Annotated in this window: 16 protein-coding genes and 1 pseudogene; 4 read left to right on the top strand and 13 right to left on the bottom strand. The window is 72.0% G+C overall.

What is annotated here, in order from left to right; genetic code table 11:
• Positions 1-1,468: 1,468 nt before the first annotated feature.
• The 4 genes and pseudogenes from uvrC to rsgA all read right to left on the bottom strand — a co-directional run.
• Positions 1,469-3,406: pseudogene (gene uvrC / locus ABZV06_RS30385) on the bottom strand (excinuclease ABC subunit UvrC); the annotation flags it as partial.
• 122 nt (positions 3,407-3,528) lie between these two features.
• Positions 3,529-4,011, bottom strand: coding sequence for a Rieske (2Fe-2S) protein (locus ABZV06_RS30380; RefSeq protein WP_355248913.1), 483 nt, complete (start codon positions 4,009-4,011; stop codon positions 3,529-3,531).
• A gap of 159 nt (positions 4,012-4,170) precedes the next feature.
• Entirely contained in the window at positions 4,171-7,116 is a 2,946-nt protein-coding gene (gene uvrA, locus ABZV06_RS30375) for an excinuclease ABC subunit UvrA (RefSeq protein ID WP_355625660.1), read from the bottom strand.
• Between the two features lie 212 nt (positions 7,117-7,328).
• A complete protein-coding gene (gene rsgA, locus ABZV06_RS30370; RefSeq protein WP_355248924.1) occupies positions 7,329-8,399 on the bottom strand; it encodes a ribosome small subunit-dependent GTPase A in 1,071 nt (356 codons plus the stop codon).
• Positions 8,400-8,672: 273 nt separating this feature from the next.
• Here rsgA and ABZV06_RS30365 point away from each other — a divergent pair, with 273 nt between their 5' ends.
• The gene (locus tag ABZV06_RS30365) at positions 8,673-9,326 is read left to right on the top strand and encodes an MBL fold metallo-hydrolase (RefSeq protein ID WP_355248921.1); all 654 of its coding nucleotides are present in this window, start codon (positions 8,673-8,675) and stop codon (positions 9,324-9,326) included.
• Positions 9,327-9,600: 274 nt separating this feature from the next.
• Here ABZV06_RS30365 and ABZV06_RS30360 read toward each other — a convergent pair whose 3' ends face one another.
• Together ABZV06_RS30360 and ABZV06_RS30355 are read right to left on the bottom strand one after the other, a co-directional pair.
• Positions 9,601-10,209 (bottom strand): VTT domain-containing protein, encoded by a 609-nt coding sequence (locus ABZV06_RS30360; RefSeq protein WP_355248907.1) that lies wholly within the window; start codon positions 10,207-10,209, stop codon positions 9,601-9,603.
• Positions 10,210-10,310: 101 nt separating this feature from the next.
• Positions 10,311-11,006: a 50S ribosomal protein L11 methyltransferase gene (locus tag ABZV06_RS30355; RefSeq protein WP_355248919.1), complete on the bottom strand. Its 696-nt coding sequence runs from the start codon at positions 11,004-11,006 to the stop codon at positions 10,311-10,313.
• A gap of 185 nt (positions 11,007-11,191) precedes the next feature.
• Here ABZV06_RS30355 and ABZV06_RS30350 point away from each other — a divergent pair, with 185 nt between their 5' ends.
• Positions 11,192-11,395, top strand: coding sequence for a cold-shock protein (locus ABZV06_RS30350; protein WP_007462771.1), 204 nt, complete (start codon positions 11,192-11,194; stop codon positions 11,393-11,395).
• Positions 11,396-11,443: 48 nt separating this feature from the next.
• On the opposite strand, the gene ABZV06_RS30345 is transcribed toward ABZV06_RS30350, so the two are convergent.
• From ABZV06_RS30345 to ABZV06_RS30325, 5 genes are all read right to left on the bottom strand, one after another.
• Entirely contained in the window at positions 11,444-12,724 is a 1,281-nt protein-coding gene (locus ABZV06_RS30345) for an MFS transporter (RefSeq protein WP_355625658.1), read from the bottom strand.
• Positions 12,721-13,296 (bottom strand): metalloregulator ArsR/SmtB family transcription factor, encoded by a 576-nt coding sequence (locus ABZV06_RS30340; RefSeq protein ID WP_355248901.1) that lies wholly within the window; start codon positions 13,294-13,296, stop codon positions 12,721-12,723. Before ABZV06_RS30340 ends, ABZV06_RS30345 begins: the two co-directional genes overlap by 4 nt.
• Positions 13,297-13,404: 108 nt before the next feature.
• Positions 13,405-14,253: a hypothetical protein gene (locus ABZV06_RS30335; RefSeq protein WP_355625656.1), complete on the bottom strand. Its 849-nt coding sequence runs from the start codon at positions 14,251-14,253 to the stop codon at positions 13,405-13,407.
• Positions 14,254-14,436: 183 nt separating this feature from the next.
• Positions 14,437-16,110 (bottom strand): CocE/NonD family hydrolase, encoded by a 1,674-nt coding sequence (locus tag ABZV06_RS30330; RefSeq protein WP_355625654.1) that lies wholly within the window; start codon positions 16,108-16,110, stop codon positions 14,437-14,439.
• A 2-nt stretch (positions 16,111-16,112) separates the two neighbouring features.
• Positions 16,113-16,628: a MarR family transcriptional regulator gene (locus tag ABZV06_RS30325; RefSeq protein ID WP_355248916.1), complete on the bottom strand. Its 516-nt coding sequence runs from the start codon at positions 16,626-16,628 to the stop codon at positions 16,113-16,115.
• A gap of 123 nt (positions 16,629-16,751) precedes the next feature.
• Here ABZV06_RS30325 and ABZV06_RS30320 point away from each other — a divergent pair, with 123 nt between their 5' ends.
• Positions 16,752-18,878 (top strand): efflux RND transporter permease subunit, encoded by a 2,127-nt coding sequence (locus ABZV06_RS30320; RefSeq protein WP_355248892.1) that lies wholly within the window; start codon positions 16,752-16,754, stop codon positions 18,876-18,878.
• Positions 18,879-18,936: 58 nt separating this feature from the next.
• Here the strand turns inward: ABZV06_RS30320 and ABZV06_RS30315 are convergent, their stop codons facing one another.
• Together ABZV06_RS30315 and ABZV06_RS30310 are read right to left on the bottom strand one after the other, a co-directional pair.
• Entirely contained in the window at positions 18,937-19,821 is an 885-nt protein-coding gene (locus tag ABZV06_RS30315; RefSeq protein WP_355248889.1) for a lytic transglycosylase domain-containing protein, read from the bottom strand.
• A 33-nt stretch (positions 19,822-19,854) separates the two neighbouring features.
• Entirely contained in the window at positions 19,855-21,264 is a 1,410-nt protein-coding gene (locus ABZV06_RS30310; protein ID WP_355248886.1) for a DedA family protein, read from the bottom strand.
• A gap of 133 nt (positions 21,265-21,397) precedes the next feature.
• Here ABZV06_RS30310 and typA point away from each other — a divergent pair, with 133 nt between their 5' ends.
• Positions 21,398-23,266, top strand: a complete 1,869-nt coding sequence (gene typA / locus ABZV06_RS30305; RefSeq protein ID WP_355625653.1) for a translational GTPase TypA — start codon at positions 21,398-21,400, stop codon at positions 23,264-23,266.
• Positions 23,267-23,302: the final 36 nt, after the last annotated feature.

Below are 23,302 nucleotides of genomic sequence, written 5' to 3'. Positions count from 1 at the left end.
GGACCGGCGACAGCCCCACCGGTGAACGCGAGACCAGCAGCGGTCAGAGCAGTCCTACGAATCAGATCGGTACGCATAACAGCGTGCTCCTCTGCAAAAGTCGGGGGAAAACACGACGACACACGAACGGGGGCGGTGTGCCGAAGCGAAAGTTCATCCGAGACAGGGCCCGGCGACCCAGCAGGGCCTGCACGGGGGCATCTCCGGAGGGTGGTCCAACGGTCCGGGGCGGCGGATCATTCCGCCGCGCCTAGAGGGCTCGCGGACCGGGGCTGGCCGGTGCTGCTCGGCCATGCGGGGGATGTAACGACGCCGACCCGGCGGGTGTTCCCGGGGCTGGCTACCGGCCTGAGCCGGTGCTGCTCGGCGGTGCCGGGGATGTAACGACGCCGACCCGGCGGGTGTTCCCGGGCGGGGCCCTGCGCCGCCAGCCCGACGGGCGCGGCGGCATGCCACGTATAACGACCCCGCCCGGCCCGCGATTCCGCCGCCACGATGACACCGACCACAGCACAGCACGCCCCTGAACAGGACAAACCTCGCATCCAACCACGGTCCTGCGCGCGTTGGGCGGGTGATCGTCTCGACATCGCCGATACAGGGGTATCTCCGCACAGGGATGCCCCCACATCGGCGACCTGGAGGCGATCAGATCGCGGATGCTGCGCCGAAGCCAGACACCGGGGACAAAACGCTCGGGCGCATGGCATCGGCGTCCAAGGGCTAAGCCATGATCCGCACAACTTCGGGGATGTTGCTGCCTCGGCCCGTCGTGAGGCAGCAACATCCCCGAAAGTGCTGCCTACCGATCGAGGCGACCGCGTCGCCGAAGGTCCCAGACGGCGCAGCCGGGCAAGATCGTGCTCGAACCAGGAAAGAGCGCCCCGCCGCGCGGCCAAGGCCACTACAACCAGGATCGAGCGCGATCATGGGGGTGCGACGGCGTTCCGCATTCGACACCGCCATGTCGCCCCGGCGGGACGGGCGCGGAACTCCGCCTATATTCCGACAGATCGCCCACTTGGTGCGCGGTAGGGGCATGCGCGCGTCGGGGCAAGGTGGTGATCCACACGACTTCGGCGATATCGCGCTATCCCAGCCATTTGATAGCCCGATATCGGCGAAGTCGAGTCGATCATGGCGAGGGCGAGCCCCCAACCGCTGGCCCTGCGCCAGAAGTCGCCCCCGCATCGGGTGGGCTCACCGCGTCGAGGGGCGCCTTCGCGTCGGGTGGGCCGGCCACGTCGAGGGTCGCCCCCGCATCGGGTGGGCTCACCGCATCGGGGGTCGCCTCCGCGTCGGGTGGGCTCACCGCATCGGGGGTCGCCTCCGCGTCGGGTGGGCTCACCGCGTCGGGGGTCGCCCCCGCATCGGGTGGGCTCACCGCGTCGGGGGTCGCCTTCGCGTCGGGTGGGCCGGCTGTGTCGGGGGTCGCCTGAGTGCTGTCGTCGGCTCGTGTGCCCGGGTCGAGGGCGGCCAGGATCGCCTCGGCTGTCCGTCGGCCGACCCCGGGCACCTCGGTGATCTCTTCGACGGTGGCCGTGGAGAGCCGCTTGAGGGAGCCGAAGTGTCGCAGCAGCGCCTTGCGGCGGACCTCGCCCAGGCCGGAGACGTTGTCCAGTGCCGACTCGGTCATCCGCTTGGAGCGGCGCTGGCGGTGGAACGTGATGGCGAAGCGATGTGCCTCGTCACGGACTCGTTGCAGCAGGTAGAGGCCCTCGGAGGTGCGCGGCAGGATGACCGGGAACTCGTCGTCGGGGAGCCAGACCTCCTCCAGCCGCTTCGCGAGGCCGCAGAGCGCGACGTCGTCGATGCCCAGGTCGGCGAGGGCCTGCGCGGCGGCCGCGACCTGCGGGGCGCCGCCGTCGACGACCACCAGCTGCGGCGGGTACGCGAACTTTCGCGGCCGACCGGTGGTCGGATCGATCAGGACACCGACCTGCGGATCGACGGGGTCGACCGGGGTGGACGGGTCGTCGGCCGACTCCACGCCCACCTCGCCCGTCTCGGCCCGCGCGTCGAGGTAACGGGCGAAGCGGCGGCGCAGCACCTCGGACATCGCGGACAGGTCGTCGGTGGCGCCCCGGACGATGAACCGCCGGTACTCGCTCTTGCGGGGCAGCCCGTCCTCGAAGACCACCATGCTGGCCACCACGTCGGTGCCCTGGATCTGGGAGATGTCGAAGCACTCGATGCGCAGTGGCGACGTGCGCATGCCCAGCGCCTCGCTGATCTCGTCCAACGCCTTGCCGCGGGTGGTCAGGTCACCGGAGCGCTTGAGCTTGTGCCGGGCCAGCGCATCCTTGGCGTTGCGCTCGACCGTCTCCAGCAGGGTGCGCTTGTCGCCGCGCTGCGGCACGCGCAGCGACACCCGGCTGCCCCGGTGGCTGGTGAGCCAGTCCCCGAGGGCGTCGGCGTCCGCCGGCAGCTCGGGCACCAGAAGCTCACGGGGTACGTCCGCCTCGCCGTGCTCGCCGCCGTACACCTGGGTGCAGAAGTGGTGCACCAGGTCGCCGGTGGTCAGGTCCTCGGTCTTCTCCACCACCCACCCACGCTGGCCGCGGACCCGGCCGTCGCGGACGTGGAAGACCTGCACGGCCGCTTCGAGCGGGTCGTCGGCGAACGCGACCACGTCGGCGTCGGTGCCGTCGCCGAGGACGACGGTCTGCTTCTCCATGGCCCGGCGCAGGGCGGCCACGTCGTCCCGCAGGCGGGCGGCCCGCTCGAACTCCAACGCCTCGCTGGCGTCGGTCATCTCACGTTCGATCTTGCGGACCATGGTGTCGGTGCGGCCGGCCATGAAGTCGCAGAACCCGTCGACGATGGCCCGGTGCTCGTCGGCCGAGACGGTGCCGACGCACGGGGCCGAGCACTTGCCGATGTAGCCCAGGAGGCACGGACGGCCGACCTGGCCAGCGCGCTTGAACACGCCGGCCGAGCAGGTCCGCGCGGGAAACACCCGCAGCAGCAGGTCGAGGGTCTCCCGGATGGCCCAGGCGTGCGAGTACGGCCCGAAGTAACGCACACCCTTGCGCTTCGCGCCGCGCATCACCTGAAGTCGCGGGTACTCCTCGTCGAGGGTCACAGCGAGATAGGGGTACGACTTGTCGTCGCGGTAGCGGACGTTGAACCGGGGGTCGTACTGCTTGATCCAGGTGAACTCCTGCTGGAGCGCCTCGACCTCGGTGCCGACGGTGATCCAGTCCACCGACTCGGCGGTGGTGACCATCTGGCGGGTGCGCTCGTGCAGGTTCCAGACGTCGCCGAAGTAGGAGTTGAGCCGGCTGCGCAGGTTTTTCGCCTTGCCGACGTAGATCACTCGGCCGGTGCCGTCGCGGAAGCGGTAGACCCCCGGTGACTCCGGGATGGTGCCGGGTGCGGGACGGTAGGTCGAGGGGTCAGCCACGCCACCAAGCCTAGTCCGCACCCCCGACACGCCACGCCGAGCGCTAGATCAACTCGGTGTGCGGGAAGTCGGGGCGTCGACGAGCGCCGGACGCCCCGACTTCCAGGGAAGAGGCCCGACCGTCAGGCCAGGGAGATCTGGTCGCCGGTGACCTTGATATCCCTCGGCGGCAGCGGCTTCTTGGCCGGACCGGCCTTCACCGAGCCGTCCTCGATCGAGAACTTGCTGCCGTGGCAGGTGCAGTTGATGGTGCCGCCGTCGACGTTCGAGACCGGGCAGTTCTGGTGCGTACAGATGGGGCTGAAGCCCTTGAACTGGCCGGCCGCAGGCTGGGTGATCACCACGCCCTCGGCGGCGAGGATCTTGCCGCCGCCGACCGGGATGTCGGCGGTGGTGGCAAGCGACTGGGCGTTCTGTCGGTCGCCGCCGCCGGCGTCGCCGGTGCTGGGCACGGCCGGGCCGCCGCTGGTGGGTGAGTCGCTGCCACTGCCGTCGTCGCTGCCGCAGGCAGCCAGGACGACGGCCGCGCCGACCGCCCCGACGCCGGTGAGCAGGGTACGACGGGTCTGCGTACCCGGACCGGTCAGCGCCTGATCGTCGCTCATGCCTCGCCTCTCTCTCGCCCACTGCGCCGGTCCGAAAGCCCGGCCACATCTCTTTCCACGCGCAACTGTGCCGGATAGTTCAGACCGGCATCCGTGCGACCCCGGCAAAAGGGGCGGGACGGGTCGACATCCGACCCGCCCCGCAGAGGTAATGGTTGATCAGCGCGCGCCGGCCGGCACCTTGCGGGTCGCCCGTGTCTTGGTCGCGCCGTTGGCCTTGGCGGCCCGGGTGGTGGCCGCCGCCGCGCCCTTGGCCTCGCCGTCGAGCTTGAGCACCTGGCGCAGGAACTCGCCGGTGTGGCTCTCGGCCACCTCGGCGACCTCCTCCGGGGTGCCGGTGGCGAGCACCGTGCCGCCCCGGTGACCACCCTCGGGACCCATGTCGATCAGCCAGTCGGCCGTCTTGATCACGTCGAGGTTGTGCTCGATGGTGATCACCGTGTTGCCCTTGTCGACCAGGCCCTCGAGCACCATCAGCAGCTTGCGGATGTCCTCGAAGTGCAGGCCGGTGGTCGGCTCGTCGAGCACGTAGACCGTCCGCCCGGTGGAGCGTTTCTGCAGCTCGGACGCGAGCTTGACCCGCTGCGCCTCACCGCCGGACAGCGTCGGCGCGGGCTGCCCGAGACGGACGTAGCCCAGGCCCACGTCGACGAGCGTCCTGAGGTGCCGGTGGATCGCCGGGATGGCGGAGAAGAACTCGGCGGCCTCCTCGATCGGCATCTCCAGCACGTCCGAGACGGTCTTGCCCTTGTAGTGCACCTCCAGCGTCTCCCGGTTGTACCGGGCGCCCTTGCAGACCTCGCAGGGGACGTACACGTCGGGCAGGAAGTTCATCTCGATCTTGATGGTGCCGTCGCCGGAGCACGCCTCGCAGCGGCCACCCTTGACGTTGAACGAGAACCGGCCCGGGCCGTACCCCCGGACCTTGGCCTCGGTGGTCTCGGCGAAGAGCTTGCGGACGTGGTCCCAGACACCCGTGTAGGTGGCCGGGTTGGAGCGCGGCGTACGCCCGATCGGCGACTGGTCGACACCGACGACCTTGTCCACGTGCTCCAGCCCGGAGACCCGGGTGTGCCGGCCGGGCACCAGCCGGGCGCCGTTGATCTGGTTGGCCAGCACGGCGTACAGGATGTCGTTGACGAGTGTCGACTTGCCCGAGCCGCTGACGCCGGTGACCGCGATGAGCTGGCCCAGCGGGAACGACACGGTCAGGTTGCGCAGGTTGTGCTCCCGCGCGCCGTGCACCACCAACTCCCGGCCCGGGTCCTGCGCGCGACGGCCCGTCGGTGTCGGGATCGACCGCCGGCCGGACAGGTACGCCCCGGTGATCGACTCCTTGTTCTTGAGCAGCGCCGGCACCGAGCCGCTGTGCACGATCTTGCCGCCGTGCTCGCCCGCGCCGGGCCCGATGTCGACGATCCAGTCGGCGACGCGGATGGTGTCCTCGTCGTGCTCGACCACGATCAGCGTGTTGCCCAGCCCGCGCAGCCGGATCAGGGTCTCGATGAGCCGGTGGTTGTCGCGCTGGTGCAGACCGATCGACGGCTCGTCGAGCACGTAGAGCACGCCGACCAGGCCCGAGCCGATCTGGGTGGCCAGCCGGATGCGCTGCGCCTCGCCGCCGGAGAGCGTGCCGGCCGGCCGGTCGAGGGAGAGGTAGTCCAGGCCGACGTCGAGCAGGAACCGCAGCCGGGCGTTGATCTCCTTGAGGACGCGCTCGGCGATCAGCTTCTGCCGGTCGGTCAGCTCGATGCCGGCGAGCAGGTCGGCGCACTCCCCCACGGACAGGTTGCAGACCTCGGCGATGCTCCTGCCCGCCAGGGTGACGGCCAGCACCTCGGGCTTGAGCCGGGCGCCCCCACACGCGGCGCACGGCACGTCCCGCATGTAACCCTCGTACTTGTCGCGGGACCACTCGGACTCGGTGTCGGAGTGCCGGCGCTCGATCCACTGCACCACACCCTCGAAGCCGGTGTAGTAGGAGCGCTCGCGGCCGTACTTGTTGCGGTAGCGCACGTGGACCTGATCGTCGGAGCCGTGCAGGATCGTCTTCTGCGCCCGCGCCGGCAGCGCCCGCCACGGGGTGTCGACGTCGAAGTGCTGGGACTCGCCGAGCGCCTCCAGCAGGCGCAGGAAGTATTCCAGGTTGTGCCCGGTCGACCAGGGCTGGATCGCGCCCTCGCGCAGGCTGCGCTCCGGATCGGGAACCAACAGCTCCGGGTCGACCTCCTTCTTGGTGCCCAGACCCGTGCACTCGGGGCAGGCGCCGTACGGGGCGTTGAAGGAGAAGACGCGGGGCTCGAGGTCCTCGATGGCGAGCGGGTGGTCGTTGGGACAGGCCAGGTGCTCGGAGTAGCGGCGCTCCCGGTCCGGGTCGTCCTCCGGCAGGTCGACGAAGTCGAGCAGCACCAGGCCGCTCGACAGGCCGAGCGCGGCCTCGACCGAGTCGGTCAGCCGCTGCTTGGCGCTCGGCTTGACGGTGAGCCGGTCGATCACCACCTCGATGGTGTGCTTCTCCTGCTTCTTGAGCTTGGGCGGCTCGGTCAGCGGGTGCACCACGCCGTCGACCCGGGCCCGCGCGTAGCCCTTGGCCTGCAACTCGGCGAAGAGGTCGACGTACTCGCCCTTGCGGCCCCGGATGACCGGCGCGAGCACCATGAACTTCGTGCCCTCGGCCATCGCGAGCACCCGGTCGACGATCTGCTGCGGGCTCTGCTTGGAGATCCGCTCACCGCAGACGGGACAGTGCGGCTCGCCGATGCGGGCGAAGAGCAGGCGCAGGTAGTCGTAGACCTCGGTGATGGTGCCGACCGTCGAGCGCGGGTTGCGCGAGGTCGACTTCTGGTCGATGGAGACGGCCGGGCTGAGCCCCTCGATGAAGTCGACGTCGGGCTTGTCCATCTGCCCGAGGAACTGCCGGGCGTACGACGACAGCGACTCCACGTACCGCCGCTGACCCTCGGCGAAGATCGTGTCGAAGGCCAGGCTCGACTTGCCCGACCCGGACAGCCCGGTGAACACGATGAGAGCGTCACGGGGCAGGTCGAGACTGACGTCACGCAGATTGTGCTCGCGCGCGCCACGGATGATGAGTCGGTCGGCCACGGTACGTGTACTCCCGGGTGAAGGTGAAGCGGAGGGTCTGTCCCGCTCTGGGCTGGTTCCGAGCGGTCGTGCGGGCGCGGAAAACGCGCCTCGGCAACTCTAGCCCCGAGGTACGACACTTTCCCCCGCCCGCACATTCCCCCAGCTCAGCCCGGTCGGCCGCGCCGTACGCGAGCCCGCTTCGGCGCTCGCCCCCAGGCGCGGCCCGCCGGTCAGTAGCCCCCGGGCGACGGCGGGCGGACCGCCCTGCGTCGCGCCGAGCGCCAGCCGCCCCGGCGCTCGGAGGCGAGTCGCGCCTCGCGCCGCCGGCTCTCGTGTGCCACCTCGCCCTGCAGCCGCCGCCAGCTCTCCCACCGGCGGGCGGACAGCTCACCGGTGCCCAGCGCGTCGCGGACCGCGCAGGCCGGCTCGCCGTCGTGCCGGCAGTCGGCGTACCGGCAACCCTCGGCCAGCCCGGCGATGTCGGCGAACGCCCGGTCCAACCCGGCCACGCCGTCGAGCAGACCGACCGCCCGCACACCGGGCGTGTCGATCACCGCGCCGCCGCCGGGAATCGGCACCAGGGCCCGCCAGGTGGTGGTGTGCCGTCCCTTGCCGTCGACGCGACGGATCGCCTGCGTCGGCATCATCACCGCGCCCGCGAGCGCGTTGACCAGGCTCGACTTGCCCGCGCCGGACGGCCCGAGCAGCCCCAACGTGCGACCCGGCGCGACCTGGGCACGCAGCGGGGCCAGCCCGGTGCCGCGCTCGGCGCTGACCGGCAGCACCGGCACACCGGGGGCGACCGCGGCGAGCTGCCGGGCCAGCGCGGCCGGATCGGCCGCCAGGTCGGACTTCGTCAGCACCACCAGCGGCCGGGCCCCGGACTCGTGGACCAGGGAGAGCAGCCGCTCGATGCGGGCGACGTCCGGCTCCGGGTGCACCGGCTCCACGACGGCGGCCGTGTCGAGGTTGGCGGCCAGCACCTGACCGCTGGCGTCCTTGCCAGCGGTACGGCGGATCAGCGCGGCTCGCCGGGGCAGCACGGCCGCCACGGTGATCCGGCGGTCCGGCCAGTGCGTGAGCAGTACCCAGTCCCCCGTGCAGGGCAGCGCGGAGAGGTCCCGGGCAGCGGCGGCCAGCACGGACGGGCCGAGACTGGCGCGGACCGGACCGTCGGCGGTGAGCACCGTGCAGACTCCCCGGTCCACCCGGGCCACCCGACCCGGGTGGCGCTCGCCACGTCGGGCGGCGTACGACGCCCGGTCGGCGTCCCAGCCGAGGGCGGTCAGATCGATCGTCATGGCATCCTCATCGGTGTCGAGCTGGTGATGGCGGAACATGCGTGCCACGTCCGGCATGAACACCACCTCCCTCCGACGTCCGAGTGCCGCATGTGACGCCGACGGTAGGGCGCGGGGCGACGCGCCGAAAGCGATTTCCGCGAGGACGGCGTGCCGCGTGCCCGCTAGGGTCGACGCGTGCGCGCGGAACCGCAGCCGCCGAGCGGCGCGGCGGTGCGCCACCGCACGGCCGCCGAGCGTTTCCTCCTGCATCGAAATGGATATCCACACGTCATGACCTACAGCGGAGATGTCACGCACGGCGGCCCGCCGGCGGTACGGGAGTTGGACGGGCTGACCATCAGCAAGCTGTCGGTCGGCCCGATGGACAACAACGCCTACCTGCTGCGGTGCACCGGCACCGGAGACCAGGTGTTGATCGACGCCGCCAACGAGGCGCCCCGGCTGCTGGAGCTGATCGGTGACGGCGGCCTGACCGCCGTGGTCACCACCCACCAGCACATGGACCACTGGGTGGCGTTGGAGGAGGTGGTCGCCAAGACCGGCGCTCGGGCTCTGGTGCACACCGACGACGCGTCCGGGCTGCCGATCGAGGCGGAGCACCTGACCGAGGGCGACACCGTGCCGGTCGGCGACTGCGCGCTGGAGGTCATCCACGTCAAGGGGCACACCCCCGGGTCGATCGCGCTGCTCTACCGCGACCCGGCCGGCACCGGCCACCTCTTCACCGGCGACAGTCTCTTTCCCGGCGGCGTCGGCAACACGGACAAGGACCCGCAGCGCTTCGCCGCGTTGATCGACGACGTCGAGCACAAGCTGTTCGATCAACTGTCGGACGACACCTGGTTCTACCCGGGCCACGGCAAGGACAGCACCCTGGGCGCGGAACGCCCGTCCCTCCCCCAGTGGCGAACCCGAGGCTGGTAACCCCACCAGCCAGAGCCAAAGCGCCGGCCCGGCCCGGCCCGGCCACGAAAGGTCACGCCCCACTGCCCCAGCCGAGAAAGCCCCCACGGGGCCACTCAACGCTGACCGAACACCCCTGAAGATCCAAACCACCGGCGGCGGCGACACCACCGGACGAACCGCGTCCACGACGGGGGCGGGGGCCTGCCGTGCCCGGCGCAGGGATCAAGCCTGACCGCCCGGAGCCGGGCACGGCAGGCCCCCGGCCCCGAACCGCAACCAGGTCAGCCCAACCTCAGCCAGCAACAGCCACCAGCCGCCGCCGCGCCCCCAGCAGCGCGACGGAGGCCAGCACCAACCCGACCCCCATGGTCACCAGCAGCGGGCTCGGCGCCCCCGGCAGCAGCGCGGCCAGCGACCGCGACGCGGTGCCCAGCGCCAGGTAGAGACCGGCCCAGGCCGCCGCGCCGAGGGCCGCGCCGCCGAGGAACCGCCGGTACGACATCCGCAGCCCGCCGGCCGCCAGCGGCAGCAGCGCGTTGAACACGGGCAGGAACGGCGCGACCATCATCATCCGCCCGCCGCCGCGGCTGAGGATCCCCTCGGCCGCGCTCCAGCGTGACTCGCCGATCCAGCCTCCGATGCGGCTGCGGCGCAGGTGATCGCCGTACCGACGGCCGATCAGGAAGCTCAGCGACCAGCCGGCCAGGCACCCGACGAGCACCGCGGCGAAGGTGGCCAGCCCGGTGGCCGGGCGGCCGACACCGACCGCGGCCAGGATCGCCACGTCACCGGGGATCAGCACGCCCAGCAGCGGTACGGCGTCGAAGAGCATGACCAACCCGAGCACGCCCATCAGCACCAGGATGGGCAGCTCTCCGACCTGGGCCAGCCATTGCGTCATGCCTCGTACGCTATGGCCGCCGCACCACCTGGGACATCCGGTCGCAGCCCCGAGCGTCCCCTGGTGTCCGCCTCGGGGTCACCCCTGAGAGGGCTGGCGTGTCACTCGGGTCGCAGCACCCGTACCCGGCGGGGCGAGGGGTCCACCGAGGGTTCGGTGGTGGGCACCGGGTAGTCGGCCAGCACCCGCAGCCCGTCGGCCGGCAGGTGCCCCCGGCCGGGGTCCCCGACCAGCACCTCGGCGCCGGAGGCGACGACCCGTCGGAGGAACGGCAGCATCCTCTCGGCCATCGGGCGGCTGTAGAACACGTCGCCGGCGACCACCAGGTCCGCGTCGTCGACGTCGCCGTCGAGCAGGTCGTCGCCGCTGGTGTCGACGGTGACCCGGTTGGCGCGCGCGTTGACCGTGACGGCCGCCACGGCGTACGGGTCGATGTCGTTGGCGACGACGTCGGACGCGCCGGCCAGCGCGGCGGCGATGGCCACCAGCCCCGACCCGGCGGCGACGTCGAGAACACGACGTCCGGCGGCCAGCTCCGGGTGGTCCAGCAGGTGCCGGGCCAGGGCCTGGCCGCCGGCCCAGGCGGAGGCCCAGTAGGGCGCTGGCAGGGGGTGCCCGGCGAGCGCCTCCATCCGGGCCCACCAGACGATCGCGTCCTCGGCGAGGTGCAGCCGCACCTCGGGGACGAACGGGGTGGGTACCAGTTGGAGCCGGTCCAGGCCCGAGCCGGGCGCGTCGATCTCGCGCTCCAGCTCGGACAGCGCGGTGGCTGCGGCACCCCTCATCGGCGCAAGCATGCCGCAGGACAGGGTGGTCGGGGCGGGTTTGGCACGCCGGTATCGTGGAGAATTCATCTGAGATCGAGTAAACACCTACGGCACTTCGGCCGGCAGATCGGGGCTTCGCCCGCTACTGTCGAACAGGTACGGGCGACCATCGGCCTAGAGGCCGGTGGTCCGCCGCTTTGAACAGGGAGAGATGCATGGCAACCGGCACGGTTAAGTGGTTCAACTCGGAAAAGGGCTTCGGCTTCATCGAGCAGGACGGTGGAGGGCCGGACGTGTTCGTCCACTACTCCGCCATCGCTTCGAGCGGTTACCGGGAGCTCAACGAGGGCCAGAAGGTCGAGTTCGAGGTGACCCAGGGGCAGAAGGGCCCGCAGGCGGACAACGTCCGCCCGATGTAGCTCCGTGCCGGTGGCGGCGGTCGGTCTCCGGTCGCCGCCGCAGTGCACTCACGACGCTGCCGGGGCGGCGGGCAGGTCCCGCCGCCTCCGGAGCGGCCCAATCAGCAGGATCAACGGGGTCAACGCCAACCAGGCCGTCATCACGGTTACGGCGGTGTCGACGCCGTAACGCGCACCGAGCGCGCCGGCCACCACGGCCGCCAGCGGAATGGTGCCGTAGTTGAGCAGGTGCATGCTCACCGTCACGCGCCCGAGCAGGTGGTGCGGCGTGTACGTCTGTCGGAACGCGCCCTTGACGACGTTGCCGATGGCGACCCCGAGGCCGACCAGCACGCCGCCGAGCGCCGGCCAGATCAGCCCGACGCCGGGCCCGGCCAACGGGATGAGCAGGGCGGGTGGGCCGGTGAGCGCCGCGCCGATGAGCATGGCGCGCGCGGTGCCGCAGCGCCGGGCGAGGGCGGTGGCCAGCAGCGCGCCGATGATCCCGCCGATGCTCATCACCCCGACCAGGACGCCGACCAGCCCCGGCGCGAGTCGTAGCTCGCGGACCAGGAACACCACCAGGACCGCCTGGTAGCCGGCCAGGCCGATGTTGCTGGCCGCCCCCATGAGCGTCAGGACCCGCAGGTACGGGTCGCGGATGACGAAACGCAGCCCCTCGGCCATGTCCCGCCGCAGCGACCGGGACCGGTCCCTACGGACGGGACGCGGCTCGGTGGTGCGGATGCGCAGCAGGAGGGCCGCCGAGAGGAGGAACGTCAGGGCGTCCAGCAGCAACGCGGCGACCGCACCGGCGAGTTGGGCGATCAGGCCGGCGATGCCGGGCCCGACGACGTAGCTCACCGTCTGGGTGGCCTGGAGCTTCGCGTTTCCCTCGGGCAGTTGCTCGGGTCGCAGCAGCACCGGCAGGTAGACCTGGTCCGCGGTCTCGAAGAAGACCCGCGCGACGCCCGCGCCGAGGGCCACCAGTAGCAACTGCGCGACGGTGAGGCGACCCATCAGGGCGGCCACCGGCACGCTGAGGAACGCGAGCGCGCACAGCAGGTCGCAGACCACCATGAGCGGCCGGCGCGGCAACCGGTCCACCCACGCGCCGGCCGGCAGACCGATCAGCAGCCAGGGCAGCCAGGCCGCGGCGGTGAGGACCGCCACCTGGAAGGTGCTGGCGTCGAGCACGGCGACCGCCACCAGGGGCAACGCGACGGTGGTGACGTTACTGCCGATGCTGCTGACCGTCTGGCCGGCCCAGAGCAGGCGGAAGTCGCGGTGCCGCAGCAATCCACCGACCGGCCGGGGCGGGGCGGGATCGGTGCGGGTGGCCGCCGTCACGGCCGGGCCGGTACGCCGTGGACGAACACGAACACCGGGCGGCGCTCGGCGCCGTCGTCGGGCAGCTCGCGGTCGCCCCAGCGGGTCAGCACGGCGACGATCTCCTGGCTCAGCTCTTCCAGCTCGGCCGGTGTGAGGTGCATCCACCGGTCGGCGGAGAACGGTCCCTCACCCCAGACTGCCTGCTCGGTCTCCTCGGCGCCGTGCCAGGCGCGGGCCAACGCGACGTGCCGGTCCAGGTTGAGGGAGGTGGCGGCGTCGGCGACGGCGCGGTCGGCGGGGTCGGCGACGAAGTCGGTCGTGGACCAGCGCACCGCCCGACTGGCCAGTTGCCACCAGCGTTCACGGCGGTCCCGGGCCAGTTCGGGGGCTTCGGTGACCAGGTCGGCGGCGGCGAGCACCTTGAGGTGATGGCTGACGTTCGCCGGCGCCTGGCCGGTGCGGTCGGCGAGCATGCCGACGGTCGACGGCCCATGCACCTTGAACACGTCCATCAGTCGGCGGCGCAGCGGGTGGGCCATGGCGGCCAGCACCCGCGAGTCGGTGACCTGGCGTACGTCGGGGGACTCCATACCGCCACCATGCCATCCGCAACAGTTCTTGCGCAATAGGTCTTGCCCAAGAACTGTTGCGGGGCGGGCGTGCGGTGCGGGCGACCCGGCGGCTACGGGCCGCCCCGCTCAGGCGACCAGCCGGCGGGCCAACTCGTCGGCGACCTGCTTGGCGATGGTGGGTGGAATGGCCGCGGCGATCTCCTCCGGCGTCAGCCCGGCCAGCACGCCCTGGATGATCGCCTCCTCGTCGGTGAAGTCCTTCCCGGCCAGCGCGGTGAGCGCGCTCTGCAGGGCGGTGAGCTGCGCCGTCATCGCTCGCAGGTTCCAGTTGCCGGTCACCGAGGCACCGGTCTCGTCCCGGCCCTCCGCCATGCGGGTGTAGATCTGTCCGATCGGGTTGCGGCCGTCCAGGACGGTGAGGTTCTTGTGGACGGTCGCCAGCCAGTTGTGCTCTTCGGGGGTCATGTCGCTGTCCTCCAGGAGTCCGATGGAGCTGAGGTAGCGGCGGAACAAGGGCCTTTGGTCACGGCCCGCCTTGATCGCGTCGCGGAAGAAGCTGATGTGGGTGTGCCAACGGTGCGAGCTGTCGCCGGTGGTGCGCTTGCCGAGGCGGTCCCAGCGCTTCACCGTGTTGCCGTCGGGGCTGTAGATGATCTCGCGGATGTCCCGGGTGTCGGCCGCGTTCGCGGCGCACTGGTCCACGCACCAGAGCGAGAAACTGACCAGGGTGTTCGTACGACCACCGGAGCGGACCTCGAACTGGCCGACGTCCAGCGCCGACGCGTCGAGGGTCAGTCCGGCCCGGTCCCGGGGTGACTCGACCACCGAGTAGTCGTTCGGGACCACCCGGTCCGAGCCGCAGTGATAGCCGCCGCGGTGGTCCGGGTCGCCGACGATGCCGACCTCGTTCGGCTCCAGGTCGTCCGGGCCGGGGGCGTTGTCGAGGTGGGTGAGGAGCAGGCTTCGAAGGGCCAACAGGTTAGCCGGGGCCCGGGTCATGGGGTCCCCCTCTCAGCTGGGGCGGGGACCGGGCGCGACGTCACACCGCGTATGCGGTGTCGGGCTTCGGGCGAGCCCGGTCTGGGTGGTGCACGGCGCCGGGCGTTGACTCAACCATAGCCCGCATTCCGATGAATGCCCAGGTCAGAGGCGCTCTGTTCAGATTGGAGGCATCGGCGGGGCAGAGTGGACGATCGGCAACAGCAGCACCGAGGGATGCGCCGGGTCATGCAGAACCTGCCGCCAACCGGCACGCAGCGTCACCGCCGTACCGAGGGGTTCTCCGGTGCCGGGGTTGCGCGCCCAGCGCGGATGGGCGCCGCCGGCGACCTGCACCCGCAGCCGGTGCCCGGCGGCGAACCGGTACGCGGTCGGCCAGAGCGACACCGGAACCCGCAGCACCCCGGACGCGTCGGCGGGGAGGCGTTCGGGCGTCACCCGCACCAGGCCGTCGCAGACGTTCCACGACCGACCGCGCGTGTCCACATCGCACAGTCGCACGAAGACGTCCAGGTGTGGCAGCTCACTGCGGACGTGCAGCTCGGCGCGTACCGGGCCGATCACCTCGACCGGACCCGCCAGCGGAGCGCTGGTGTAGGTGAGCACGTCGGGGCGGGTCTCCACCTGCCGGTTGTCCACCCGACCGGCTCGCTTGGCGACCAGCAGCGGCCCACCCAGCGACGGGGTGGGGTCGGCCGGGTCGTACCGGAACTCGTCGGGCGTCGACGCGCCCGGGGGACGTACCGCCAGCTCACCGCCCGAGTGCAGGTGCCAGGCGGTCTCGACGGCCGGCGGCGGCCAGTCCGGCAGGTCCCGCCAGCCGCCGCCGGGACCACCCACGTGCACCCGGACCGGGGCCGCGCGGGGCGGACGTTCGTCGTCCGGCGGCCCGTCGAGGTGTACGTCGAGCCAGGTCAACCCCTCGCGCAGGGCCGCCACGAACAGCCCGGGGCTGCCGTGGGTCCAGGGACCGATCACGAGGCGTGGACGTGTGCCGGCGGCGCGCAGGGTGGCGTGGTCGTCGAGCTGGGCGGGCAGGAAGATGTCGTGCCAACCGGTGACCATGACCACCGGCGCCCGCACCCGGGCCACCCGGTCGGCGAAGACGCGCTCGCGCCAGTACGCCGCCTCCGGGGTGTGGTGCCGCAGCCACTCCTGGAAGAACGGGATCGTGACCCCGGTGGCCACCCGGTCCGCCCCGGCCAGCGGCAGGTGGTCGAGCGCGGCGGCCAACCGGGGCTGCCCCCGTTTGAGTTCCCGCTGGCGGGCCAGCCACGGCACGGTCTGGGCGTGCAGCAGCTCGGCCCAGGTCAGTACGGTGTCCAGGGCGAACGACTCTCCCGCGTACGTCGAGTCCCGGGTGGCCGAGGCGGTCACCACCGCGACCATCGCGCGGAGGTCCTCACCGGCGTCGGCGGCCAGCGCCCACTGGGCGAAGCCCTGGTAGCTGACCCCGAACATGCCGAGCGCACCGGCCCACCAGGGCTGACGGCGCAGCCAGTCCAGCGTGTCGACCCCGTCGTCGCGCTCGTGCACCAGCGGGGCGAACGTGCCGCCGGAGCCGCCGGTGCCCCGGCAGGACTGGATCACCGCGTGGCGGCCCCGCGCGGCGAGCAACCGGCCGAGCAGCCGCAACGGGCCACCCCGCCCGTACGGGGTGCGGATCAGCACGGTCGGCGCGGCTCGGCCGCCCGGCGCGTAGTGGTCGGTGCGCAGCACCACGCCGTCGCGGGCCCGGATCGGGATGTCCCGGGTGACCCGCACCGGGCCGGGCCGTGTCGGGGGCAGCCGCAGTCCGGCGGCGGCGAGGCGCGCGACGAGCCGGCCGGACACGGTCAGCCCGTCGTCCGGTGGGGCGGTTCGGGCCGGGTGGCGCGGACCGCGTCGCGGTGCGCCCGCAGCGACTCGCTCATCTCCGCGACGAACCGGTGCACGACGTCCAGTTCGTCCTCGTCGAAGCGGTCCATCACCGCGTCGGTGCGCGCGCCCAGGGGCTGGAAGAACTCCATGGCCAGGGCGGCGCCCTGGTCGGCGTAGTGCAACAGCACCTTGCGCCGGTCGACGGTGTCGCGGTCCCGGCGGATGTGCCCGGCCCGTTCCAGGCGGTCGATCAGCGCGGTGACCGAGCCGGACGACAGGTTGAGCTGCTCACCGAGGCGACCGGGGGTGATCGGGTCGCCGAACAGTTCGGCGTCCATGACCGCGATCAGCGCGTTCAGGTCGGTCGGGTTGAGGCCGTGCAGGTTGGCGAAGGCGTGACCGACCTGCTGGGCGTCCACCGCGTACCGCCGAAGGTTGTTGGTGATCTCCGCGACCAGCTGCTCGCGGCGCGTGTCGCGCCGCCGGTACATGCCGTGAGTCGCCACGTCGCGCCGCTTCTCCCCGTCGTCGGTACTCCGGGTTGCAGCATAGAACAGCCGCCGATAATCTCGTTCATCAAGATACTTGGCGCTCGAAAGACCTAGGGGTCCGCGATGTCCGTCTTCACCAGGGTCGCGCGTGGCCGGCTCGCGGCCTGGCTCACCGTCGCCGCCGCGCTCGTCATCGCCGCGATCATCTTCGGAGTGCCACGGCCGGACAACCCGGCACCGGTCTCCGCCACCGGCCTGTCCGCCGAGTGGCAGTCGACACAGGTGCAGCGTCTTCAGGACCAGCTACCCACCAGCGACGTCCAACCGGCCGTCGTGGTCGTCAGTCGCGGTGACGGCGCGGCGCTGAGCGAGGCCGACCGGGCCGCCCTCGCCTCCCGCTCCGGCGACCTGGGCCGGTTGGCCGTGGGCGGTCGGGTCAGCCCGACCCAGGTCTCCCCGGACGGCACGGTCGCGCTCGTCGCCGTTCCGCTGGACACCTCCGGGGGCCAGGAAGAGGTGACCGGCAAGGTCACCGAGCTGCGCGACGCGCTGGCGGACCTGCCCGACCCGCTGGCCGCCGAGGTCACCGGCGCCCCCGCCCTGACCGCCGACCTGTCGTCGGTCTTCGAGGGCGCCGACGTCACCCTGCTCGCGGTGACCGCCGCCGTGGTCGCGTTGCTGCTGCTGATCACGTACCGCAGTCCGTTCCTGTGGATCGTGCCGCTGATCGTGGTCGGCGCGACCGAACAGCTCACCCTGCGCGCGGTGGACACGATCGTGCCCGCCGTCGGCATCAACCTCCAGCAGGGCCAGGTCACCGGCATCGCCAGCGTGCTGGTGTTCGGTGCCGCCACCGACTACGCGCTGCTGCTCATCGCCCGCTACCGGGAGGAGTTGCGGCGCGAGCAGGACCGCTTCGCGGCGATGCGGGCAGCGCTGCGCCGTACCGCCGAGCCCATCCTGGCCAGCGGCGGCACCGTGGTCCTCGGCGTGCTCACCCTGCTGCTCAGTGAGCAGGAGACGAACCGCGCACTGGCCGTGGCCTGCGCCACCGGCGTGGTCTTCGCCATGCTCTCGGCGCTGTTCGTGCTCCCCGCCGTGCTGGTCCTCTTCGGTCGCGGCCTGTTCTGGCCGTTCGTACCCCGGGTCGGCGGCCCGGTCCGCGAGGGTCGGCTCTGGGGGCGGCTCGGCGCGGTCGTACGACGCCGCCCGGTGGTGGTCGCGGTGCTGTCGACCCTGCTGCTCGGCGGCCTGGCCCTCGGCGGGCTCGGAATCCGCACCGGCCTGTCCGAGACCGAGCAGTTCCGGGCCGCGCCCGAGGCGGTGACCGGCGCACAGACTCTGGCCCGGGCGTTCCCCGCCGGCAGCACCCAGCCGGTGGCCGTGCTCACCACCCCGGCGGCGGCGCGAGCGGTCGCCGACGTCGCCAGCGCCGTACCCGGCGTCGCCTCGGCGCGACCGGGCGACGCCGGCCAGGCTGTCGCCCAGGTCGACGTGGTGCTGGACGCCGAGCCCGGCACGCCCGCCTCGGACCGCGCGATCGAGGCGCTACGCGACGCGGTCGCCGCCGTGCCCGACTCCGCTCCCCCGGCCGTCGCCGGCGCCGACCCGCCACCCGGCGCGATCGTGGGCGGCTCGGTGGCCGCGACCTACGACTCCGACGAGGCCAACGACCGCGACCTGCGGCTCATCCTGCCGATCATCCTGCTGCTGGTCGGCGCGGTGCTCGTGCTGCTGCTGCGGGGCCTTGTCGCGCCGGTGCTGCTCGTGCTCACCGTGATCGCGTCGTTCTTCGCCAGCCTCGGGGCGGCCTGGCTGCTCTTCGACCACGTGCTGGACTTCCCGGCGCTCGACAGTGGCGTACTGCTGCTCGCCTTCGTCTTCCTGGTGGCGCTCGGCGTGGACTACAACATCTTCCTGGTGACCCGGGCCCGGGAGGACGCCCGCACCGCCGGCACCCGCGACGGCATGCTGTCCGCGCTGCGGGTCACCGGAGGTGTGATCACGAGCGCCGGGGTGCTGCTCGCCGCGGTGTTCGCCGTGCTCGGCGTGCTGCCGCTGATCACGCTGACGCAGATCGGCATCATCGTCTGCATCGGCGTCCTGCTGGACACGCTGCTGGTCCGCACGGTGCTCGTGCCGGCGCTGGCGTTCCTGCTCGGCGATCGCTTCTGGTGGCCGGGTCGCGTCGACGCCCACCCGGGCGTCGACGTCCCGGCGACGCCCGAGCCGGTGCCCGCACGAGACTGACCGCCCACGCGACGGGGGCGGGGCCGGAAAACACCCGGCCCCGCCCCCGTCGGCGTGCTCAGTAGCCCAGGCAGACGCACTCGGTCATCAAGGCCCGCACGTTGCGCACGTACGACGGGTTGGGGATGGCGAGGGGCTCGCCCTCCTGCGCCACCGCCCCGTGCCCGAAGTTGTAGGCGGCGATGACCGCGTTGAGCAGACAGGAGTTCAGTTCGGCGGTGCACAGGTCCGCGTCGAGCCGGAAGTCGGACTCGAAGTACATGTCTCCGATGTACTTGGTCAGCCAGGCCAGGTAGTTGGCCCCCAGGTACGCGTTGTCCCGGTAGTCGGCGATGTCGTAGCTCTGGTCGAAGCGCTGGTTCATCCAGGTCGCGGTGCCCGGCATCACCTGCATCAGCCCGACGCCGCCGTCGCAGGCGTAGATGTTGGACTGCCAGCCGCTCTCCTGCCAGGCGGTGGCCCTGAGCAGGTCGAGCGGCACCTTGAGGTCCGGTGCGGAGCTGGGCCAGTAGGTGCGGGCGGCGGCGTCGCTCAGGGCCGCCTTCACGTCGGCACGGCTCGCCTGGGTGCCCTTGTAGCTGGGCTTGCAGGACGCCGGGGCGGGCTTTGGAGGCGCCGGCGGGACCTTCGTCTCGGTGGGCGCCTTGGCGACCGCGCGCGGCTTCGTGGGAGCCGTCGCCCGGGTCGGCTTCTTCGCCGGGGTCGGGGAGGCGGACGCGCTACGGCTCGGGGCGGTGCCCATCGCCGCGACCGCGCTCGCCGAAGGGCTCGACTCGACGGACGGCTCGTCGACCGGCTCGTCCGTCGGCGCCTCGGTGACCGAAACGGGTGCGGCGGCCTGATCCTGCGGGCGTTGCCCCTTGCCGGCGCAGCCGACCGCGCCGCTGGCGAGCAGCAGGCCGGCGAGCACGAGCGCGCCCACCCGTCCGGCGTGTTGACGCATAGTGGTCCTCCCCCGTCTGACAGTCGCCGCAGATTAGCAAGGTTCGACGGGCCGGCGGTGCCCCTGCGCGGGCCGGACCGGACCGGCCGACTGCTCCCGGTCGCCGACCGCCCGGTCCCGGGTGGCCCAGGCGACCACGAACACCACCGTCCACAGCACCCCCAGCAGTACCGCCGCCGCCGTACCGCTCGTCGTCTCCAGGCCGAGGTAGAGCCGCGCGGCCGCAACCCCCAGCACGCCCGCGGCGGCGGCCGTCCACGCGGCCACCGCCACCGGCCACCGCGCGCTGCGCGACACCAACCAGGCGAGGGTGCAGAGGCTCGCCGCGACCACGGCGTTCTGGGTGGAGAACGGGACGGCCTCGTGCGCGCCGTCACCGGGTGCTCCGGTCAACTCGGCCACCACGGCCAGCATCACCAGCGGCACGAACGCGCCGGCCGTACCGACCACGCTCAGCAGGTCGGTGCGCAGCGGGCGGTTGCGCCACGCCAGCACCACGGCCACCATCGCCACCAGCACGATCAGCACCCACCCGCGTACCAGCGAGACCACGACCAGGGTGGCGTCGGCGGCGTCCGGTGTGCGGCGGGCCGTGAACCACGCGCCGATCGCCCCGTCCAGGGCCGCCAGTCCGCTGTTGCGTACCACCACGGCGAGCAGGCCGGCGATGGCCAACCCGGCGGCGAAGAGCAGCAGCAGCCCGGCGGCCAGGTTGAGCAGCAGCGTCCAGGCCGGCCCGATCCGCATGGCGAGCAGGAAGAACAGCACCCCGTACCGGGCGCCGAGCCAGCGCACCGGCGGCAGCGCGGCGGCCCGCGAGAGCAGCGCGCGCGCCGGGTCGGGGTTGCGGCCGAGCCACCGACCGGCGAGCACCACCCCCAGCAGCCCCGCCAGCAACGCCAGCGCCGCGCCGGTGGCCCGGCCGAGCACCCGGGAGACCGTGTCGTACGACTCACCGGCGAGGTGACCGAGCAGCACCGAGCCGCTCACCCAGGTCGCCACCCCGGCCAGGTTCCACAGGGCGAACCGCCGGTACGGCATGCCGGCCGCACCGGCCAGCCGGGGCACCAGGGTGCGGGCGAAAGCCACCCATCGGGCGGCGAACACCCCCCGCCCACCGAGGCGGGCGAGCATGGCGTCGGCGCGGGCCCACCGCGCGGGCCCGACCCGGTGACCCAGGCCGGCGCGCAGCCGAGGCCCGTACCGCCGCCCGGCGCGAAAGGCCAGCCCATCGCCGAGGACCGCCGCGACGATCATCGCGAGCAACGCCGGCCCGAGCCGCAAGGTACCGTTGTAGGTGAGGAAGCCGACGAGCAGCAGGGTAGCCTCACCCGGCACGAGCAGGCCGAAGATCACCGCGGTCTCGCCCGCCACGATCAGCGCGGCGACCAGGTAGATCCACAGGGTGGGCAGACCCTGCACCCAGGTCAGCAGGTCGTGCACTCAGGCCCCCGGGACACGGGAGCCAGCATGCCAGCCGGACGAACCACCGGCACAGCGGTTTCACCATAGATCAGGGGCACCTGGGGGTGACCCCGACGCAGCCTGCGCGAGCGCAGGCGGAAGGATAGAGGGTATGCAGCTTCGCACCGACCTCCGCAACGTCGCCATCATCGCTCACGTCGACCACGGCAAGACCACCCTGGTCGACGCCATGTTGCGGCAGGCCGGCGCGTACGGCGCACGCGGCGAGAACACCGAGCGGGTGATGGACTCGGGTGACCTGGAGCGGGAAAAGGGCATCACGATCCTGGCCAAGAACACCGGTGTGCGCTACCTGCCGGCGGACGGCTCCGACCCGGTCACCATCAACATCATCGACACCCCCGGCCACGCCGACTTCGGTGGCGAGGTGGAGCGCGGCCTGACCATGGTCGACGGCGTGGTGCTGCTCGTCGACGCCAGCGAGGGCCCGCTGCCGCAGACCCGCTTCGTGCTGCGCAAGGCGCTGCAGGCGCGGATGCCGATCATCCTGGTGATCAACAAGGTGGACCGCCCGGACGCCCGGATCAAGGAGGTCGTGGACGACACCTACGAGCTCTTCCTCGACCTGGACGCCGACGAGCAGCAGATCGACTTCCCGATCGTCTACGCCTGTGCCCGCGACGGTGTCGCCTCGCTGACCCAGCCCGCCGACGGCTCGGTGCCGAGCGACAGCACCTCCCTGGAGCCGCTGTTCCGCACCCTGCTGGACACCATCCCGCCGCCCTCCTACGACGACGGCGCGCCGCTGCAGGCCCACGTGACAAACCTCGACGCCTCGCCGTTCCTCGGCCGGCTGGCGCTGTGCCGGGTCCGCCAGGGCACCATCACCAAGGGTCAGACGGTGGCCTGGTGCCGCACCGACGGCAGCACCCAGCGGGTCCGCATCTCCGAGATGCTGATGACCGAGGGCCTGGAGCGCAAGCCGGCCGAGAGCGCCGGCCCGGGCGACATCATCGCGGTCGCCGGCATCCCCGAGATCATGATCGGTGAGACGCTCGCCGACGCGGAGAACCCGGTCGCGCTGCCGCTGATCACCGTCGACGAGCCGGCCATCTCGATGACCATCGGCACCAACACCTCGCCGCTTGTCGGTCGACTCAAGGGCTCCAAGGTCACCGCACGGATGGTCAAGGACCGGCTCGACAAGGAGCTGATCGGCAACGTGTCGCTGCGGGTGCTGCCCACCGAGCGCCCGGACGCCTGGGAGGTGCAGGGCCGCGGTGAGCTGGCGCTGGCCATTCTGGTCGAGCAGATGCGCCGGGAGAGCTACGAGCTGACCGTCGGCAAGCCGCAGGTGGTCACCAAGGTGATCGACGGCAAGACCTGCGAGCCGGTCGAGCGGCTGACCATCGACGCCCCGGAGGAATACCTGGGCGCGATCACCCAGCTCCTCGCCACCCGCAAGGGCCGGATGGAGCAGCTGGTCAACCACGGCACCGGCTGGATCCGGATGGAGTGGCTCGTCCCGGCGCGCGGCCTGATCGGCTTCCGCACCGAGTTCCTCACCGACACCCGGGGCACCGGCATCCTGCACCACGTCTTCGAGTCCTACGAGCCGTGGTTCGGTGAGCTGCGTACCCGCAACAACGGCTCCCTGGTCGCCGACCGGGCCGGCGCGGTCACCGCCTTCGCGATGACCAACCTGCAGGAGCGCGGTCAGCTCTTCGTCGAGCCGACCACCGAGGTGTACGAGGGCATGATCGTCGGGGAGAACTCCCGCTCCGACGACATGGACGTCAACATCACCAAGGAGAAGAAGCTCACCAACATGCGGCAGTCGACCTCTGACGAGACCGAGAAGCTGGTCCCGCCGCGCAAGCTCACCCTGGAGCAGGCGCTGGAGTTCTGCCGCGAGGACGAGTGCGTCGAGGTCACCCCGGCCACGGTGCGCATCCGCAAGGTGGTGCTCGACCAGCAGCAGCGGGGCCGGGCCACCGCCCGCCGCAAGCACGCCGGCTGACCACACCAGCACCGGGCGCGTCGGCCGCTTGCGGCC

This window comes from Micromonospora sp. NPDC005172 (assembly GCF_040608555.1).
Lineage (GTDB): Bacteria > Actinomycetota > Actinomycetes > Mycobacteriales > Micromonosporaceae > Micromonospora.
The sequence above is the reverse complement of the archived record's forward strand: the minus strand, read 5'-3'. Positions and strand labels throughout refer to the sequence as shown.

Coding starts and splice junctions, on each gene's coding strand:
- ABZV06_RS30380 (WP_355248913.1), bottom strand. CDS start 4,011: ATGAGCGACGATCAGGCGCTGACCGGTCCGGGTACGCAGACCCGTCGT.
- rsgA (WP_355248924.1), bottom strand. CDS start 8,399: ATGACGATCGATCTGACCGCCCTCGGCTGGGACGCCGACCGGGCGTCG.
- ABZV06_RS30365 (WP_355248921.1), top strand. CDS start 8,673: ATGACCTACAGCGGAGATGTCACGCACGGCGGCCCGCCGGCGGTACGG.
- ABZV06_RS30360 (WP_355248907.1), bottom strand. CDS start 10,209: ATGACGCAATGGCTGGCCCAGGTCGGAGAGCTGCCCATCCTGGTGCTG.
- ABZV06_RS30355 (WP_355248919.1), bottom strand. CDS start 11,006: ATGCTTGCGCCGATGAGGGGTGCCGCAGCCACCGCGCTGTCCGAGCTG.
- ABZV06_RS30350 (WP_007462771.1), top strand. CDS start 11,192: ATGGCAACCGGCACGGTTAAGTGGTTCAACTCGGAAAAGGGCTTCGGC.
- ABZV06_RS30340 (WP_355248901.1), bottom strand. CDS start 13,296: ATGGAGTCCCCCGACGTACGCCAGGTCACCGACTCGCGGGTGCTGGCC.
- ABZV06_RS30325 (WP_355248916.1), bottom strand. CDS start 16,628: ATGTACCGGCGGCGCGACACGCGCCGCGAGCAGCTGGTCGCGGAGATC.
- ABZV06_RS30320 (WP_355248892.1), top strand. CDS start 16,752: ATGTCCGTCTTCACCAGGGTCGCGCGTGGCCGGCTCGCGGCCTGGCTC.
- ABZV06_RS30315 (WP_355248889.1), bottom strand. CDS start 19,821: ATGCGTCAACACGCCGGACGGGTGGGCGCGCTCGTGCTCGCCGGCCTG.
- typA (WP_355625653.1), top strand. CDS start 21,398: ATGCAGCTTCGCACCGACCTCCGCAACGTCGCCATCATCGCTCACGTC.